The sequence below is a fragment of the Colwellia sp. PAMC 20917 genome (assembly GCF_001767295.1).
Lineage (GTDB): Bacteria > Pseudomonadota > Gammaproteobacteria > Enterobacterales > Alteromonadaceae > Colwellia_A.
In genome coordinates this window covers 2,182,670-2,196,822 of the sequence record NZ_CP014944.1, presented here as the reverse complement: position 1 = coordinate 2,196,822, position 14,153 = coordinate 2,182,670, and the positions used below count along the sequence as shown (strand labels likewise).

Sequence of the window (14,153 nt, the reverse complement as noted above, 5' to 3'; positions counted from 1 at the left end):
ATTTATTATATTTTTATTTATTATCGTTGTTAGAAGAAAGGAAATGCAGACTTGGCTTCCTACCTATATCAAACAACAACTGTTTTCTTCAAATAAATATGATGGCCCAAAACACGTTATGTTTTGTTTTGTTGACCACTATGAACCGCAATGGAAAAACAGAGACAATATCTATATTGAACGAGAAAGAGTAGACCGCTGGATGGTTGACTATCCTAAAATGGCTGGGCAATTTACGGATGCAGATGGTGTGCATCCGCAACATTCATTCTTCTACCCTGAAGAAGAATATAGAAAAGAACATTTAGATAAATTGTCTGACTTATGCGCTCAAGGGTATGGTGAAATAGAAATTCATTTACATCATGAAAACGATACGAGTGAAAACCTGAGAAGCACACTCACAAATTTCGCTGACTTACTGCATAATGAGCACGGAGCCTTGAGTATCGACCCTGAAACGGGTAAGCCCTCTTATGCTTTCATTCATGGTAATTGGGCGCTTGATAACTCTCACGCTCACGGCCATTGGTGTGGTGTAAACGACGAACTTATCATACTTAAAGAAACTGGCTGTTATGCTGATTATACTTTTCCATCACCAGATACTACACAACCAGCAATGGTTAATTGCATTTATTATGCAAAAGATGATGCTGAAAAACCTAAATCTTACAACAAAGGTAGACCAGTAATAAAAGGAGGAACTTTCTGGGGTGATCTAATGATCATCCAAGGTGTACTTCAACTGAACTGGAAAAATAGAAAATTTGGCTTAATCCCTAAAATTGAACAATCAGATGTTAGAAATACACTGCCACCTACAAAAGAGCGAGTAGATATGTGGGTTAAGCAAAGCATTCACATTAAAAATAGGCCTGATTGGATTTTTATAAAAGTGCATACACATGGCACTCAAGAAGCCTCTATGGAAACACTTTTAGGCGAACCGATCAGAGAAATGCATCAACATTTGAATGAAAAGTACAATGATGGAGAAAACTACTTTCTTCATTATGTAAGTTCACGCGAAATGTACAATATTATAAAGGCAGCAGAAGCTTGTAAAAAGGGTGACCCGAACGAATATCGTGACTTTGTTCTGGCTAAGCCATCCTTTAAAAAGAGTCTGCATTAATGCTGGCTCGGATATTAAGGAAGCTGGAGAGTTTTATAGGAGCCGATGGTATTAGATGGTCTAACATCCCTGACGGAATATATAGTTTTAATTTTCATCGAATTGGTAATTGGAAGAAAACACGTTTTGACCCGTGTGTTTTTTCCTGTGATAGTGATAAGTTGGATGACTTAATTGTTTTTTTTAAGAAAGAGTTTGACATCATTTCTATTGCCGAAGCAGTTGAATTAGCGAAAAAAAGCTCTCAAAAAATTCATGGTAAATATTTAGTTATTACTTTTGATGACGGCTATAAAGATAACTACACTAAAGCATTTCCTATTTTGAAACGTCATCATGTGCCCGCCTGCTTTTTTATTGCGACTAGTTTAATTGGTAATAATAAATTACCTTGGTGGGACAGAATTGCTTATAACTATAAGACAAATAAATTCAAATCAATTAAGCTTTCCAGTTGGGCGACAACCGTAAAATATAAGGGTGACGATAAGGAATTCGTAAGAGATATTCTAGCCGCTACTAAAATCAGCCTAGATCCTATTGAAGTGCAATTGAAAGAAATAGAAAAATTATTTCCTCTAGAAGGAGAGCTTCCTACCCAAGAGTTTTTATCATGGGAAAATCTTGCTGAAATGATTTTACATAATATGGATGTAGGCGCACATTCACATAATCACGAAATACTTGCTAACCTTTCTCAAGACGAAATCATCTATGAATTAACACATTCTAAAATGTTGATAGAACAAAACCTACCCTATAAAGTCAATTCTTTTTCATATCCTGTAGGGAGTCAAGGCACTTATAATAAAAGTGTTACTAAAGCACTTTTTGATTGTGGCTATGACATAGCGTTTAATTTTCAACCGGGAATCAACGTAAATATTGATGAGAACCGATATGACTTAAGACGATTTTCTATTGAGCCCTCTACGACCATTCATTCCCTTAAAAATATGCTAAGTTACGCTAAAACGTATTAAGCTTTAATGATAAGTGACTATATTAATAAAATGAAAATACTTCATTGTGTTAGCAGCTTACAAGTGGGAGGAGCAGAAAAACTCGTTAAAAACTTGTCAGTGGCTCAACAAGAGTTTGGTCAAAACGTTGCTATATTATCATTTGGTAAAACAACAGATGAATTTCAGCAAGTATTAAGTCAATCAAAAGTAAAAGTGCACAACATTGCCGGGAACATACTTAAACGACAAATACAGATTATAAAACTCATTAATCACTTTGATGTTATTCATATACATTCTCCCGCGGTTATTCGAGCATTCTTATTGGTTTCCCCTTTTCTTTTGCTAAAGAAAGTTATTTACACCATACACGGTGAAGTATCACCAAACCTCCAAGGCATTAAAGTATCTCATCGCGTAGCCCGTTGCTATGTTAATTATACCTTTGCTGTTTCTGATAAAACCAGGTTGAAAGCCGGTGGGCTTTTTTCCTGGCCTAAAGATAAAATTAAAGTAATTAAGAATGGTGTATCACTACCGCTAAGAAGCATAAATAAAGCTGACAAACCCAAATTAACTTTAGGTACTGTTTCTAGATTAATTCCGTTAAAAAAGATAGAAGACCTCGTTAAATGTATCGGGGAGTTCAACCTGCATGATCAAGTAGACCTGAAAATATTTGGCGACGGCCCAGAAAGAGAAAAACTAGAAACCTTGGTTAATCACCTCAATTTAAATAACAGCATTCAGTTTATGAATAATGTTATAGATGAAGACCAAATTTACCCTTTAATTGACTGCTTAATTATATGCTCTGAAACCGAAGGTTTACCTATGGTTTTACTTGAAGGCATGGCTTATGGTATTCCCTGTATTAGTACGCGCGTTGGGGCTATTCCAGATATAATAACAGCAAGCGATTGTGGCTTTTTATTTGACACCAGCAATTTAGCGCAATTAGCTGAGCATATAAAAGTGATGTCTGAAAACAAAAGTGTGCTGGAAGCAAAGGGCTTGAACGGTAAAAAATATATAACAAAGCACTTTGCTATTGAAAGTATCGCAAATATTTATCAGGAATATTATGGAAACCTCAATGCCCAATAAGCAAAAGCCTAAAAAAATATTATTTTTCTCTAATTTGTTTCCATTACCTTGGGAACCAACTAGGGGCCAATTTAATCTTCAGCAAACAGCCCACATGGAAGAAAATGCAGATATATCATATTTAATTCCCGTACCTATTTTTACGTGGTTGAAACAAGTCGTGCTTGGACGTAAATATTACGACAAGAAAAACTATTGCCTATTCCCTTTCTTTTATATTCCGGGAGTGGGTCGTTCACTTCATCCTTTGTTTATGTTGTTGTCTATAATCGTTAGTGTTAAGCCCCTACTTTGGTTTGCCAAGCACAAATACGTTTTAGCGAGTTGGGCTTATCCAGAAGGTGTAACCGCTGCAATGTTAAAACGAATTTTTAGCTTTCAATTAACCATCGATTGTTTAGGTAGTGATGTTAACGTACATAGTTTATGTCCGAAAAGAAAAAAACAACTAACCTTTGCTTTTAATCGAGCAACAACCGTTGCAACCAAAAGTAAAGCATTAGCAAAAAGAGTATTAGAGATAGCCCCCAAAGCAAATGTGCAAACGATTTATAATGGCGTAAACTTTGAAAAGTTTAGTGTGGCTGAAAAACCAAGTAGAAAGTCACTTAAGTTACTTTTTATAGGTAATTTGATCAAAACGAAAGGTGTATTCGAATTAGTAAAGGCTGCTAAAAAATTAGCCGAAGAAAAGGTTGATTTTGAATTGTCGATTATTGGAAGCGGGCCTGAAGCAAATAATTTAAAGTCATATATTGTAGAAAATGATTTAAGTGCCTCGGTAAAGTTAATTGGCGGTGTTCCACATAAGCAACTTGACCAATGGTTTGCAAAGTCTCACGCACTTATATTACCGAGCTATAGAGAAGGGGTGCCCAATGTTATTATGGAAGCACTTGCTACAGGCACTGCAGTGGTGGCGACTAAAGTGGGCGGAATACCTGAAGTTATTACTCATAAAGTCAATGGTATATTACTGAATGACTATCAGCCCGACTCTATTTATAAAGGAATAAAGCAGGTAATGGCTGAAACTTGGGTTAGTGAAAGTATCCTTAAATCTGTAGAAAATTACACATGGGAAAATACGAGTAAACAATTTTTGCAAACATTTTCCTGAATTCCTCGTATCGCTCTAATATTCTTTAGAATACTTTTTTCACTGCGGCGTGTAAGTTTAACAATATGGATTTATATGTTGGAGATAAGTAGAATAATAAAAGTGTCCATATAAGTATGAAAGAGACGACAGCTATAAATACGACATAAATATCCTCTACTATTTCATGTTGCCAAAAAATCGATAAAATAAAGAATGGGATATTACTTAAAATAGCAATGATAAATGGTTTAGATAAATAACTAACATAATTGTATGCTGTAATATCTAATTTTTTAATTATGGCAAACGATAGTATTAAAGTAATAACCTCCGCCAGTAAGATAGCAAAAGCCACCCCATTTATTCCATAATCAAAAGCTAATGTTACCCCAAGGACTAAGGCGATTTTATTAGCAACAATAAATTTCAAAGCAAGGTTTTCATGTCCTGAAGCAACTAAACCCATTCGTATAAAAATAACGGGAATTGTAAACATACTCGCAAGCGCTAATAAGGAAGCTACAGGTACTGAATGCCCCCACTGCCCACCAAACATATAATAAATTAAATTAGGTGAAATAAGGCATATAGCTAACAGTGACGGCCAAAACACCAGAAGCCCCTGTTGCATATGACTTAATATCGTATCATTTAAAGGCTCATTATTTCTTACCTTTTTCGTATAATGAGGAAATGCAGCAGTGCCTAGAGCTGGTAATAAAACGTGTAAAATAATCTTTGGTAAGCTCTTTCCTTTGTCATAAAATGCGGCAAAATTTAAACCAAAATATTTACCAATTATTAAGGGAATGAGAAGTTCTTGAATTCGTGACAAAGAACTCATAAAAGACATTTTCATTCCAAAACTTAAAATAGGTTTATATTTTTTTAAACTTATTTTAAAAACAAAGTCATCCCAAATAGTCCACATCATTAGAATTATCTGCATAAAAGATTTTAGAACATTCGATATAGCAATTGCAAATATTCCAAAATCTAAATAAATAAGGAGCATTACGTTAATAAAAAATAGCGTTTCAGACGCTATATTTATAATGGCTAAATTCTTGAACTTTTCTTTTCGTTCTATTAGCCCTGTCGCTACAATATGGAATGGGCTAGTGATTATTGATATGCTTATTATATAAACAATATCCGTGATTTTTTGATTTCCGTAGGCACTACCAATAAATTCCGCTAATGCAAAAAGGATCAAGAATAAAGCGGTAGACGTAATTATAGATAAAGTAAAAACAGCTGATTTCTTTGTATCGTCGAGGAGAGGTTCTCTAATAAGGTAGGTGGTATAGCCAAAGTTTTTAAACATGGTGATTAACACAATTGATGAAACTGCTACAGCGAGTATCCCTAACTCATCAGGGGTTAATAAGCGACTTATCACCATAGAAGATACTAAAAAAACTAAAAATGACACAAAGTTGTCAATAAAAGTAAAGGTAAAGTTTCGTTTGAGGCTCATTGTAAGTATCTTTATATTTATTTTATTATATTTAAAGGGGAAATAGGCTCTGAAGCTAAAAAATAGAACATTTAACGCTTAGTCTAAAAGCTGATATAACTAAGTAAATCAAGTTGACTTTGCTATTCTATCTTATTAATCTACTTAATCTATTTATTTATATAACAAATTTTATGAAAGATATTAAAAATATATCTGTCGCAACACTTGGCCCTTCAATAGATCATCAAAAAAGTCTTCTTGCTATGCTGTCTAATGGGGTCGGATCGGTAATTACTTTACCTGACTCACACAGCTTTTATAACATCGATTCTGCCCCTTCTCGATTTAAAAAAATAATTGGTAAAGTCTGGAAGCCCGATAACAAAGCATATTTAGAAATGATTTGTCAAAAGCTTGATGATAGTTCTACAGATGTGATAATTGGTTATTGGGGAACTAACCCTATTTCAGATTTATTCTCTATTAAAAAACTTCGACCGCATATTAAAGTTGTTTTAATGGTGCTCTGTCATCCGATGTCGTTAAATAATTTGGGTATCAGACGTCAAAACTTTATGATGCAACGAGCTACGGCAAGCTTGGACGGGATTATCTATCCAAGTATCAATATGGCTGAATATTTCAATAAAACTATATACAAAAAAAAGGTGCCGTGTGAAGCCATTATACCACCGTGTTGGCCACAAGCATTTCAAGCAAAAAAAAATGCACGGGAGTTAAAAGATGAATCGAATATTGTATTTATTGGACGTACAGATTTATCTGGTAAAACTGTTCATTTAGCGGATGATGTTCGCCCTCTCATGAACTCTATTCTGGCTCAGGGTATTGATTTGTATCATGGTGAGTCGAAAGAAACTAATGACAATAACCCGCATAGAAAAGCTTTTAAACCAATGGAACAGAAAGCGCTTATTGAGACAATGAGTTATTATGATGCAAGTCTTTTAGCTTATAATACAGAAGCTTGTAAAAATGATTTACGCTTTCATTTAACGGTACCAGATCGTTTAATTACTAGCGTTTCCGCGGGTATTCCAATTGCCATTCCATCTGAAGGTTATGGTGGCGCAAAAAGTTATCTAAAAAATTACCCTGCTATATTTGAATTCGACTCAGCTTGCCACTTAAAATCTATGTTAGCCGACAGAAGCCACGTCCGTGAGCTTAAAAATATTGCATGGGAAGCTAGAGAACGCTATACCGCTGAAAAACAGGGTGATAAACTTAACTCTTTTATTATGAGCTTAATGTAAATAGAACCTATTTTTCAATGTCAGATTTGGCTTGATATATTTTTGGTTAAAATATGTGGCGTACTTATCGTTATGCTTTAATGAAATCTCTAATTAATTTTTAGGTAGGAAAATAATGTCTCAGGAATTAATCACTGTTGTTATCCCTTTTTATAAAGGGGAAAAATACCTAGAAAAAACCATCGATAGTATATTGCAGCAAACTTATCAAAATTTTGAAATACTAATAATTAATGATGGTAGTCCAGCTGCTTCAAACAGCTATTTTGAAAAAATAGCTCAAAAAGACGAACGTATTGTCGTCTTTCATAAAAACAATGGTGGCGTAGCGTGTGCTAGGCAGTTTGGTATCGAAAATGCTAAGGCAGAATTTATCGCCTTTTGCGATCAAGATGATTTATGGTTACCAGAGAAACTTTCAAAACAAATGCCTTTATTCGAAAACAGTAACGTCGGCTTAGTGTATTGTGGAGCAATTGAAGACCATATAGCGAGTGGTAGGCAGGTAGAACTTCCATTCTTTGATATATATAAAGGAAAAATATTTACGCCGCTGACAAAGAAAAATGAAATAGTAAGTTGTACTGCGATCGCCCGTAAATCATTGCTTTTAGAAGTAGAAGCTTTTGATAAAGACATTGAACTTATGGGAGTTGATGATTGGTTAGCTTGGCTTAAACTGTCATTAGTTTGTGACGTTGATTTTGTTGAAGAGTATCTGGCAATACATATCTTTCATCAAAATAACTACTCCTCTAACAATGCTCAAATGTATAAAGCAGAGCTAGTCTGTTTAGCAAAGATTAAGCCATTTGCATCACATTATTCAGAAAGCAAAGAAGTAGATTACAAACATGTAGAGAAAAATATTCATTTACGCTATGCCGAGGCATTTATTTTCAATGGTGACTTTTCTCTCGGAGCTGATGCATTATTACTTGCAGCACAATCAGGTAATAATATTAAATTAAAATTAAAAGGATTGTTTTTTAAATGGTGTCCGGTTTTGTTACTTACTTTACTTCAAAAAACTAAGCGAATAGCTTCATCATAAGTTCACTGTTAAAGTGTGAAGATCTATTTATATTAAGGAAACATAGGTGAGTAAACCAAAAAAATTGTTAACTTTGCTAATAAAACTATTTATCTTTAGCTGTGCTCAATTAGTGCCTAAGAAGAAAGATCTTTGGGTCTTTGGCGCGTGGTACGGTCAACGTTATAGTGACAACCCTAAAGCCTTTTTTGAGTATATTAACGAAAATCAGAAACATATTAAGGCTGTATGGATTACTAAAGACCAGGCTATTGTTGATCAATTAAGAGAAAATGGCCATATAGCCTATTTAGATAAGGGGTATAGCGGCTTATGGATGCAATTAAGAGCAGAGTTCGCCTTTGTTTGTCAATCGTTACACGATGATCTTTATCCTGCTTGTATAAGTAAAAAAACAAAAGTTGTGAATTTATGGCATGGCCTGCCGTTGAAAAAAATAATGTATGATGTTTTTGGTGAGCAAACCGTTGAAAAAAATATTGTCGGTAGGTTATTTGACTTTCTTTCACCTTATGAGAGAATCAGAAATGATTACTTATTGGCGACCAGTACTGAAACACAAAATACCTTATCGAAAGCCTTTCGGTTACCTAAAGACAGAGTTCTAATTACTGGGTTTCCACGTAATGATGTTTTTTTAAAAGAAAAGAAAAATGCCATTAAGTCGGTATATAAATGTATATACATGCCGACTTTTAGAGGCGGTATTGGCACAGAGTGTGACTTATTTGCACAATATGGCTTTGATGTTGAGCAGATAGATGGAACTTTGAAGGAAAATAATATTGACCTTGTCTTGAGGATGCATCCAGTTAATAAACCACCAGAATACCTTATTAATGCGATTAAAAACTCAAGCCATATCACTATTGACTCTACTGCTGATATATTTGACTCAATAGCAGATTATGATTGCATGATTACGGATTATTCTGGTGGGTATTTTGACTTCATGCTTACCGGAAAACCTATACTATTCGCACCTTTTGATTTGGAAAAATATAAGCAACAAGAGCGTGATTTGTATTATAAATATGAAGATGTAACAATCGGACCTTATTCATATTCATGGCCTGAACTGATAACAAGAATAATTGAGGTGCGAAGCCAACAGTTAAGCGCTAATTATGAAGTATGTTATGAGCAATTAACCAATTTATTTCACACTCCTTTAGAACCAGAGTATAGATCATTTTCGGAAAAATTATTTTATAGTCTTTCCCATTAATTTTATTTATACATGTGACTTTTAGATAAGTTATAAACCAACATTGGAATGAATATACTTCCCTGCCTTTATTGATGGTAGCTCACCAACGAAAAAAATTATATGAGGCTTTATATCTTTTATTTGCTGTTTAAGAAACGTTACAGTTCAATCTATATTTTTACTTATCTCAGGTAATCCATTTTGATACCAGTTTTGGGTGATATCTCTGATTAAAATCTTTTTTTCATCTATTATTTTGGCCAAGTTATAAAACTCGAAAAGTGGCATATTAATACCAGCTGCAATCCCTCCAAAATTATATAAAGATTTTCCTATCTTTTGAAAGCTCTACTTCAACAGCTTGGTTTTGATAATTTGACATTTAAATGCATTTGCACAATAACCTCAGCTTCGATCACTGAATAACAAAATGATCAAAGTTTTAATGGAATTAGGTGGCCAAAGTCATGTTGCACAGCATTCCTAGAAAAGTGATTTTAAACAAAAGGTTTGTACTAACGGCATTGCCTAGCCAACTACTTTAGTCAAAAACATAATCAAATTTATTGATTAAAAATTTTTCTTTATTGGCAACCAATTCTGCGGTTTCTTTATCATAATAAAAACTAGTAGGGTGAGCTCTGTTAGAAGTGTTTGCTTTTTCTTTCTTCGCTAAAGCCGGAGTTAGTGCTTTATGATAAGGGATATTCAATGAATTCAAAGTAAAGATAAAATCACTTTCTAAATTTTCTGTTTTTAAAATGCCATCAAGATTAAGTTTGATGTTTTCAAGAGTGTCAATACTCATAGACTCATCGAATAGGATTTGAAAGTCCTTTGCGAATAAGAAAAAGAATAAATAGGTATAAATTCCAGCAAAGTTGGAAATAGTGCTAACACCATAGTCTTGAAAAAGATCAAATTTTCTTTCGGGAGCCAAGACTAACTTAATCCACTCTCTAAATCTTTCAGGATCGTTAGCGTTTTCATATAAACGTGCCCATTTATTACTGGGTCTGCTTATTTCGCTTTTTGTTATGTTAGTAAGGTCATTAAAACAATATGGTATTTCTTGGTGACAATTATACTTTCGACCATTAGTAAAAAACTTAGTTAGAGATTTCTTTTTACAACATTGATAATATGGACCACCTTTATTTAAACAGCTATAAGACCAATATGATAAATACCACTCCCATGGATTTCTAATAGATCCGATTACTTTCTTTCCTTGAAAGTCAAAGCTTTTCGATGGTCTGAAATGTTTACCTAACTGTTCAGTTTGGGGAAAATGCTCTAAGATTAATGACTCTAGGTATGTGCCACCTGTTTTTTGTAACTGCAAAAAAATAAACTCATTGTTTACTAACATACTATTATCCTTACTAAACAACCCACGTCGAAAGACGGTGGGTAAAAAAAAAGCGGACTGAAAGTCCAGCATTTCGGCTAAAGCCGATTACTCCACTTCAAAGTTGTCACTTGGTTTACGCTCAAAGTGATGCTCTAGATATTCTTTAATCATCTCTTTTATTAATTCTCCTGCCATGTCACAGAAGTAACCTCTAGCCCAAAATTTTGCCCCCAATAACGCTTTTTCAATTGGGGGGAAACTCTTGAAACAACTTTGTCGACGTTCGACCTCTTATTCGCCGTATTAACTCTGATGGTGATATATTAGGTGGCGCTGAAACTAATAAGTGAACATGATCTTGACTGACTACAATCTCTAAATGCTCACAGGTTTGCCTAGCTAACTCTCTAACCCTAAGCCCTACATCACCCATTAAAAATCGATAACGATACTTCGTTACCCAGACAAAGTGGTATTCTATTTTATATTTGGTATGTGAACCATTACGATATTTCATACCCATATAATAAACGCAACTACTAGCTTAAAGCTATCCCGTCAAAAGACGGGGGTTTAAACCAATTCCTGCGGACGAATTAACTTAAAAACATTAGATATTTTATTTTAAACTTAATACCTTGAGCGTATACCTATTTGGGAAAGCTCTATTGAACCTGATCTATAAATGGGGTATTTACAGTGCCACCATGCCACCTAAGTGGAACGTGTCTGTATATTTTGTGCTTTAACTTTAGTCATTAAATCATCATAAGGCTGGGATAATATACACCAAATGATTTGACATTCAGGTTGATTAAGTTTGACACACGTATCATAGACTTCATTGCATAGGGAGATAATGCGATTTCGATATTTCATATCGCCTAGTTTGTAAAGAATGACTCCTGTGGCCATAACTTTATTCTGATCGGTATATTCACCATCCTTGATTTTATTTTCAACGAAACTAATTGTCTCTGGCATAGCAGCAGCGTAACGTTCGACTACTTTAGCTTCATTAATTTCGTCCCATACTGTATTTTTGTTCTTGTATTCTGGGGAGTATCTGATTACTAGTCCTTTATCACAAAGGCTATTTATGTGAACGATGTCATCCACGATAGCTCTGCTATCGACATACAGAACATAGTCAAAACTATAGAGTTCGTTTAAAATTCTCTGTTCTAACTGGAGAAATTTGATTTTCTTGGCAATTAGTGAAGAATCAATACTGTCTATTTCACCTATTTCACCTATTTCACCTGCTTGTAGGTATTCATATTTCCATCCCTTCAGTAAAACTTCTTTTTTAAGGAGTTTATTGTTCGTAAAAAAAATAGCTCTATCGCAATTATTTGGCGCGATTGGTACTACTGATTGAACGTTAAAAAGGGGGTAAAGTCTTGCGGGAAGAACTGATTTCACTAAATATTTTATAGCAGCCTTAAAGTTAGCTAGCACTGTTTCTTCGTTCGGTTTATCAAAACGCTTGCCAAACCAACATGATATTACAACTGTCTTAGCCATTTTATATTCCTATATGTTAATTCAAATGTTTTTTATAGCTGCCACAAAAAGCGAAAAGGTTTAAAACCATCCAAACTTTCATCGCTAAGCTATGATTTTTTGCTAAGTCTTTATCATCTAATAAAGAAAGGACAAAAGTTGTATCAATCACTTGGTTAGCAATATTGTCTTTATCGGTTAGAATTTTCCTTGCTTGGTCAGCAAAACTACCGCCTAGCCATTTGTCTAAAGGTACAGGAAAGCCCATTTTTTTACGATAAAGCACTTCATTAGGTAAGTATTTTTCACCCATCTTTTTAAGGATGTATTTAGGCGTGTCATGCACTTCTGAACTTTGGTCTGACAATTTGGTTTTAGCAAGGGTTTGGTCTTCTGCAGAATTCCATTTAAGCTTATATTTGTTAGGAATGCTAAAAGCAAATTCGACTAGGCGGTGATCAACAAAAGGCACTCGCGCTTCTACCGACGTTGCCATCGTGGTAGTATCCACTCGAGATAATAACCCTTGTAAATGCACCGTTTCGAACGTATACATCATTTTTGTTTGATAATCAGAGGCTGCTACTTCGTTGAAGCTTCGCTCAAACCTTTGATTTAATGCTAACTCTATTGTTTGCCAGTCAACATTTTTTGCTAACAGGTTGTGCTTTAATACCGGTTTGGTATAGCTGTAATTATAAATAAAGTGCTCTAGTTCTGATGAGAAATGCTGTTGACCATATTTTTTATCAAAAAGTGCAGCGGTCTCTGTTTGTTCTTTTAAAATATCTTGGTGAGTAAAGTCATCGGTCGAGCGAAAAATTCGGCCATAGCCGCCAAATATCTCGTCTGCACCTTCACCGGAGAGAACAACGGTAATATCTTTTTTAAGCTCTTTGCTCATTAAATATAAAGGTACCTCGTTCGGTACCGATAACGGTGCGTCTTTAAAAGCAACAAGCTTATTTAACGTATTAAAATACTCGGTCGCATCGATGTTTATTGCTTTATGGTCGGTTTGGTAACGTTTTGCGACACAATCAGCATATTCGAATTCGTTATAGCCTTCTTCTGAAAAACCTATGGTGTAAGTTTTAATTGGCTGTTTAGTATACTTTGCCATAATGGCGGTAATTAAACTTGAATCAACTCCACCAGAAAGATAAGCCCCAAAAGGTACATCTGATATCATTCGATATTTAACCGCTGAATCTAATAATTCATCTACACGCTTCAAATAATAAGCTTCACCTTTGTCTTCACTTTGGTCGACAAAATCTGCTAACTGCCAATATTTTTGTTGTGTAGTACCTTGCTTGGTAATATGTAGGTAACTACCAGGGGTAAGGTTTTGAATACCTTCAAAGAATGTTTCATCAAGTATTGAATAGCGATATGAAAAATAAGAAGAAACAGTTTTCTTATTTAGAGGGAATTTTTTTTTGGCTAAAGCCAAAATAGACTTTACTTCTGATGAAAAAATATAACTTTCATCATTTTTAAAATAAAATAACGGTTTAATTCCGAGGCGGTCACGTACTACGTAGGTGCAATCATGTTCCGATCTTTTATCAACAATAATGAAAGCAAACATGCCATTAAAGCGCTCAATACAGTCGATACCATAATGGATATAAGACTTTAATAAAACTTCAGTGTCTGATTGAGAGGTAAACGAAACTCCCTCTTGCTCTAAAGTCGTTCTTAGTTCTTTAAAATTATAGATTTCACCATTAAATATGAGTGCAACTTTTTGGCAGTCAGAATACATGGGTTGATGGCCAGAATCCGATAAATCCATGATACTTAACCGAGTATGACCTAGCTTGTTACCATGGAACGCTTCAAAACCCATATCGTTAGGCCCACGATGAGCCTGTAGTGATAAGGCCGTTTGAAACTCGTCATTACTAATGTTTTTATTTATATCACCGATTGTTGCTAAAATGCCACACATACTATTCCCTGATTATTCTAT

At 34.5% G+C, this 14,153-nt stretch carries 11 protein-coding genes and 1 pseudogene; 7 read left to right on the top strand and 5 right to left on the bottom strand.

Features of this window, described 5'->3' with window-relative positions; translation table 11 throughout:
• The first annotated feature begins 43 nt into the window (after positions 1-43).
• From A3Q34_RS09510 to A3Q34_RS09495, 4 genes are read left to right on the top strand one after another with little or no spacing between them, the layout of a single operon-like run.
• The gene (locus tag A3Q34_RS09510; protein ID WP_231907460.1) at positions 44-1,138 is read left to right on the top strand and encodes a hypothetical protein; all 1,095 of its coding nucleotides are present in this window, start codon (positions 44-46) and stop codon (positions 1,136-1,138) included.
• Positions 1,138-2,121, top strand: coding sequence for a polysaccharide deacetylase family protein (locus tag A3Q34_RS09505; protein WP_070375140.1), 984 nt, complete (start codon positions 1,138-1,140; stop codon positions 2,119-2,121). Before A3Q34_RS09510 ends, A3Q34_RS09505 begins: the two co-directional genes overlap by 1 nt.
• Positions 2,122-2,151: 30 nt before the next feature.
• Entirely contained in the window at positions 2,152-3,210 is a 1,059-nt protein-coding gene (locus A3Q34_RS09500) for a glycosyltransferase family 4 protein (RefSeq protein WP_070377090.1), read from the top strand.
• Positions 3,200-4,330, top strand: coding sequence for a glycosyltransferase (locus tag A3Q34_RS09495; RefSeq protein ID WP_070377089.1), 1,131 nt, complete (start codon positions 3,200-3,202; stop codon positions 4,328-4,330). The genes A3Q34_RS09500 and A3Q34_RS09495 overlap by 11 nt, the downstream gene beginning before the upstream one ends.
• Before the next feature lie 25 nt (positions 4,331-4,355).
• Here A3Q34_RS09495 and A3Q34_RS09490 read toward each other — a convergent pair whose 3' ends face one another.
• Entirely contained in the window at positions 4,356-5,792 is a 1,437-nt protein-coding gene (locus tag A3Q34_RS09490) for an oligosaccharide flippase family protein (RefSeq protein WP_070375139.1), read from the bottom strand.
• 173 nt (positions 5,793-5,965) lie between these two features.
• Here A3Q34_RS09490 and A3Q34_RS09485 point away from each other — a divergent pair, with 173 nt between their 5' ends.
• The 3 genes from A3Q34_RS09485 to A3Q34_RS09475 all read left to right on the top strand — a co-directional run bounded on the left by A3Q34_RS09485 (position 5,966) and on the right by A3Q34_RS09475 (position 9,333).
• Positions 5,966-7,051, top strand: a complete 1,086-nt coding sequence (locus A3Q34_RS09485) for a hypothetical protein (protein WP_070375138.1) — start codon at positions 5,966-5,968, stop codon at positions 7,049-7,051.
• Positions 7,052-7,166: 115 nt separating this feature from the next.
• Positions 7,167-8,105, top strand: coding sequence for a glycosyltransferase family 2 protein (locus A3Q34_RS09480; protein ID WP_070375137.1), 939 nt, complete (start codon positions 7,167-7,169; stop codon positions 8,103-8,105).
• A 46-nt stretch (positions 8,106-8,151) separates the two neighbouring features.
• The gene (locus tag A3Q34_RS09475) at positions 8,152-9,333 is read left to right on the top strand and encodes a CDP-glycerol glycerophosphotransferase family protein (RefSeq protein ID WP_070375136.1); all 1,182 of its coding nucleotides are present in this window, start codon (positions 8,152-8,154) and stop codon (positions 9,331-9,333) included.
• Between the two features lie 523 nt (positions 9,334-9,856).
• Here A3Q34_RS09475 and A3Q34_RS09470 read toward each other — a convergent pair.
• From A3Q34_RS09470 to asnB, 4 genes and pseudogenes are all read right to left on the bottom strand, one after another.
• On the bottom strand, positions 9,857-10,687 hold the full coding sequence (locus tag A3Q34_RS09470) for a hypothetical protein (protein ID WP_070375135.1): 831 nt from the start codon (positions 10,685-10,687) through the stop codon (positions 9,857-9,859).
• Positions 10,688-10,774: 87 nt separating this feature from the next.
• Positions 10,775-11,186, bottom strand: a pseudogene (tnpA, locus tag A3Q34_RS09465) (IS200/IS605 family transposase).
• Between the two features lie 197 nt (positions 11,187-11,383).
• Entirely contained in the window at positions 11,384-12,196 is an 813-nt protein-coding gene (locus A3Q34_RS09460; RefSeq protein WP_070375134.1) for a hypothetical protein, read from the bottom strand.
• A 16-nt stretch (positions 12,197-12,212) separates the two neighbouring features.
• Entirely contained in the window at positions 12,213-14,132 is a 1,920-nt protein-coding gene (asnB, locus tag A3Q34_RS09455) for an asparagine synthase (glutamine-hydrolyzing) (RefSeq protein ID WP_070375133.1), read from the bottom strand.
• Between the last annotated feature and the right edge of the window lie 21 nt (positions 14,133-14,153).

What these genes read in the sequence shown, in the direction of transcription:
- A3Q34_RS09510 (WP_231907460.1), top strand. Translation starts at nt 44, where the DNA reads ATGCAGACTTGGCTTCCTACCTATATCAAACAACAACTGTTTTCTTCA.
- A3Q34_RS09500 (WP_070377090.1), top strand. Translation starts at nt 2,152, where the DNA reads ATGAAAATACTTCATTGTGTTAGCAGCTTACAAGTGGGAGGAGCAGAA.
- A3Q34_RS09485 (WP_070375138.1), top strand. Translation starts at nt 5,966, where the DNA reads ATGAAAGATATTAAAAATATATCTGTCGCAACACTTGGCCCTTCAATA.
- A3Q34_RS09470 (WP_070375135.1), bottom strand. Translation starts at nt 10,687, where the DNA reads ATGTTAGTAAACAATGAGTTTATTTTTTTGCAGTTACAAAAAACAGGT.
- A3Q34_RS09480 (WP_070375137.1), top strand. Translation starts at nt 7,167, where the DNA reads ATGTCTCAGGAATTAATCACTGTTGTTATCCCTTTTTATAAAGGGGAA.
- A3Q34_RS09490 (WP_070375139.1), bottom strand. Translation starts at nt 5,792, where the DNA reads ATGAGCCTCAAACGAAACTTTACCTTTACTTTTATTGACAACTTTGTG.
- A3Q34_RS09495 (WP_070377089.1), top strand. Translation starts at nt 3,200, where the DNA reads ATGCCCAATAAGCAAAAGCCTAAAAAAATATTATTTTTCTCTAATTTG.
- A3Q34_RS09505 (WP_070375140.1), top strand. Translation starts at nt 1,138, where the DNA reads ATGCTGGCTCGGATATTAAGGAAGCTGGAGAGTTTTATAGGAGCCGAT.
- A3Q34_RS09460 (WP_070375134.1), bottom strand. Translation starts at nt 12,196, where the DNA reads ATGGCTAAGACAGTTGTAATATCATGTTGGTTTGGCAAGCGTTTTGAT.
- asnB (WP_070375133.1), bottom strand. Translation starts at nt 14,132, where the DNA reads ATGTGTGGCATTTTAGCAACAATCGGTGATATAAATAAAAACATTAGT.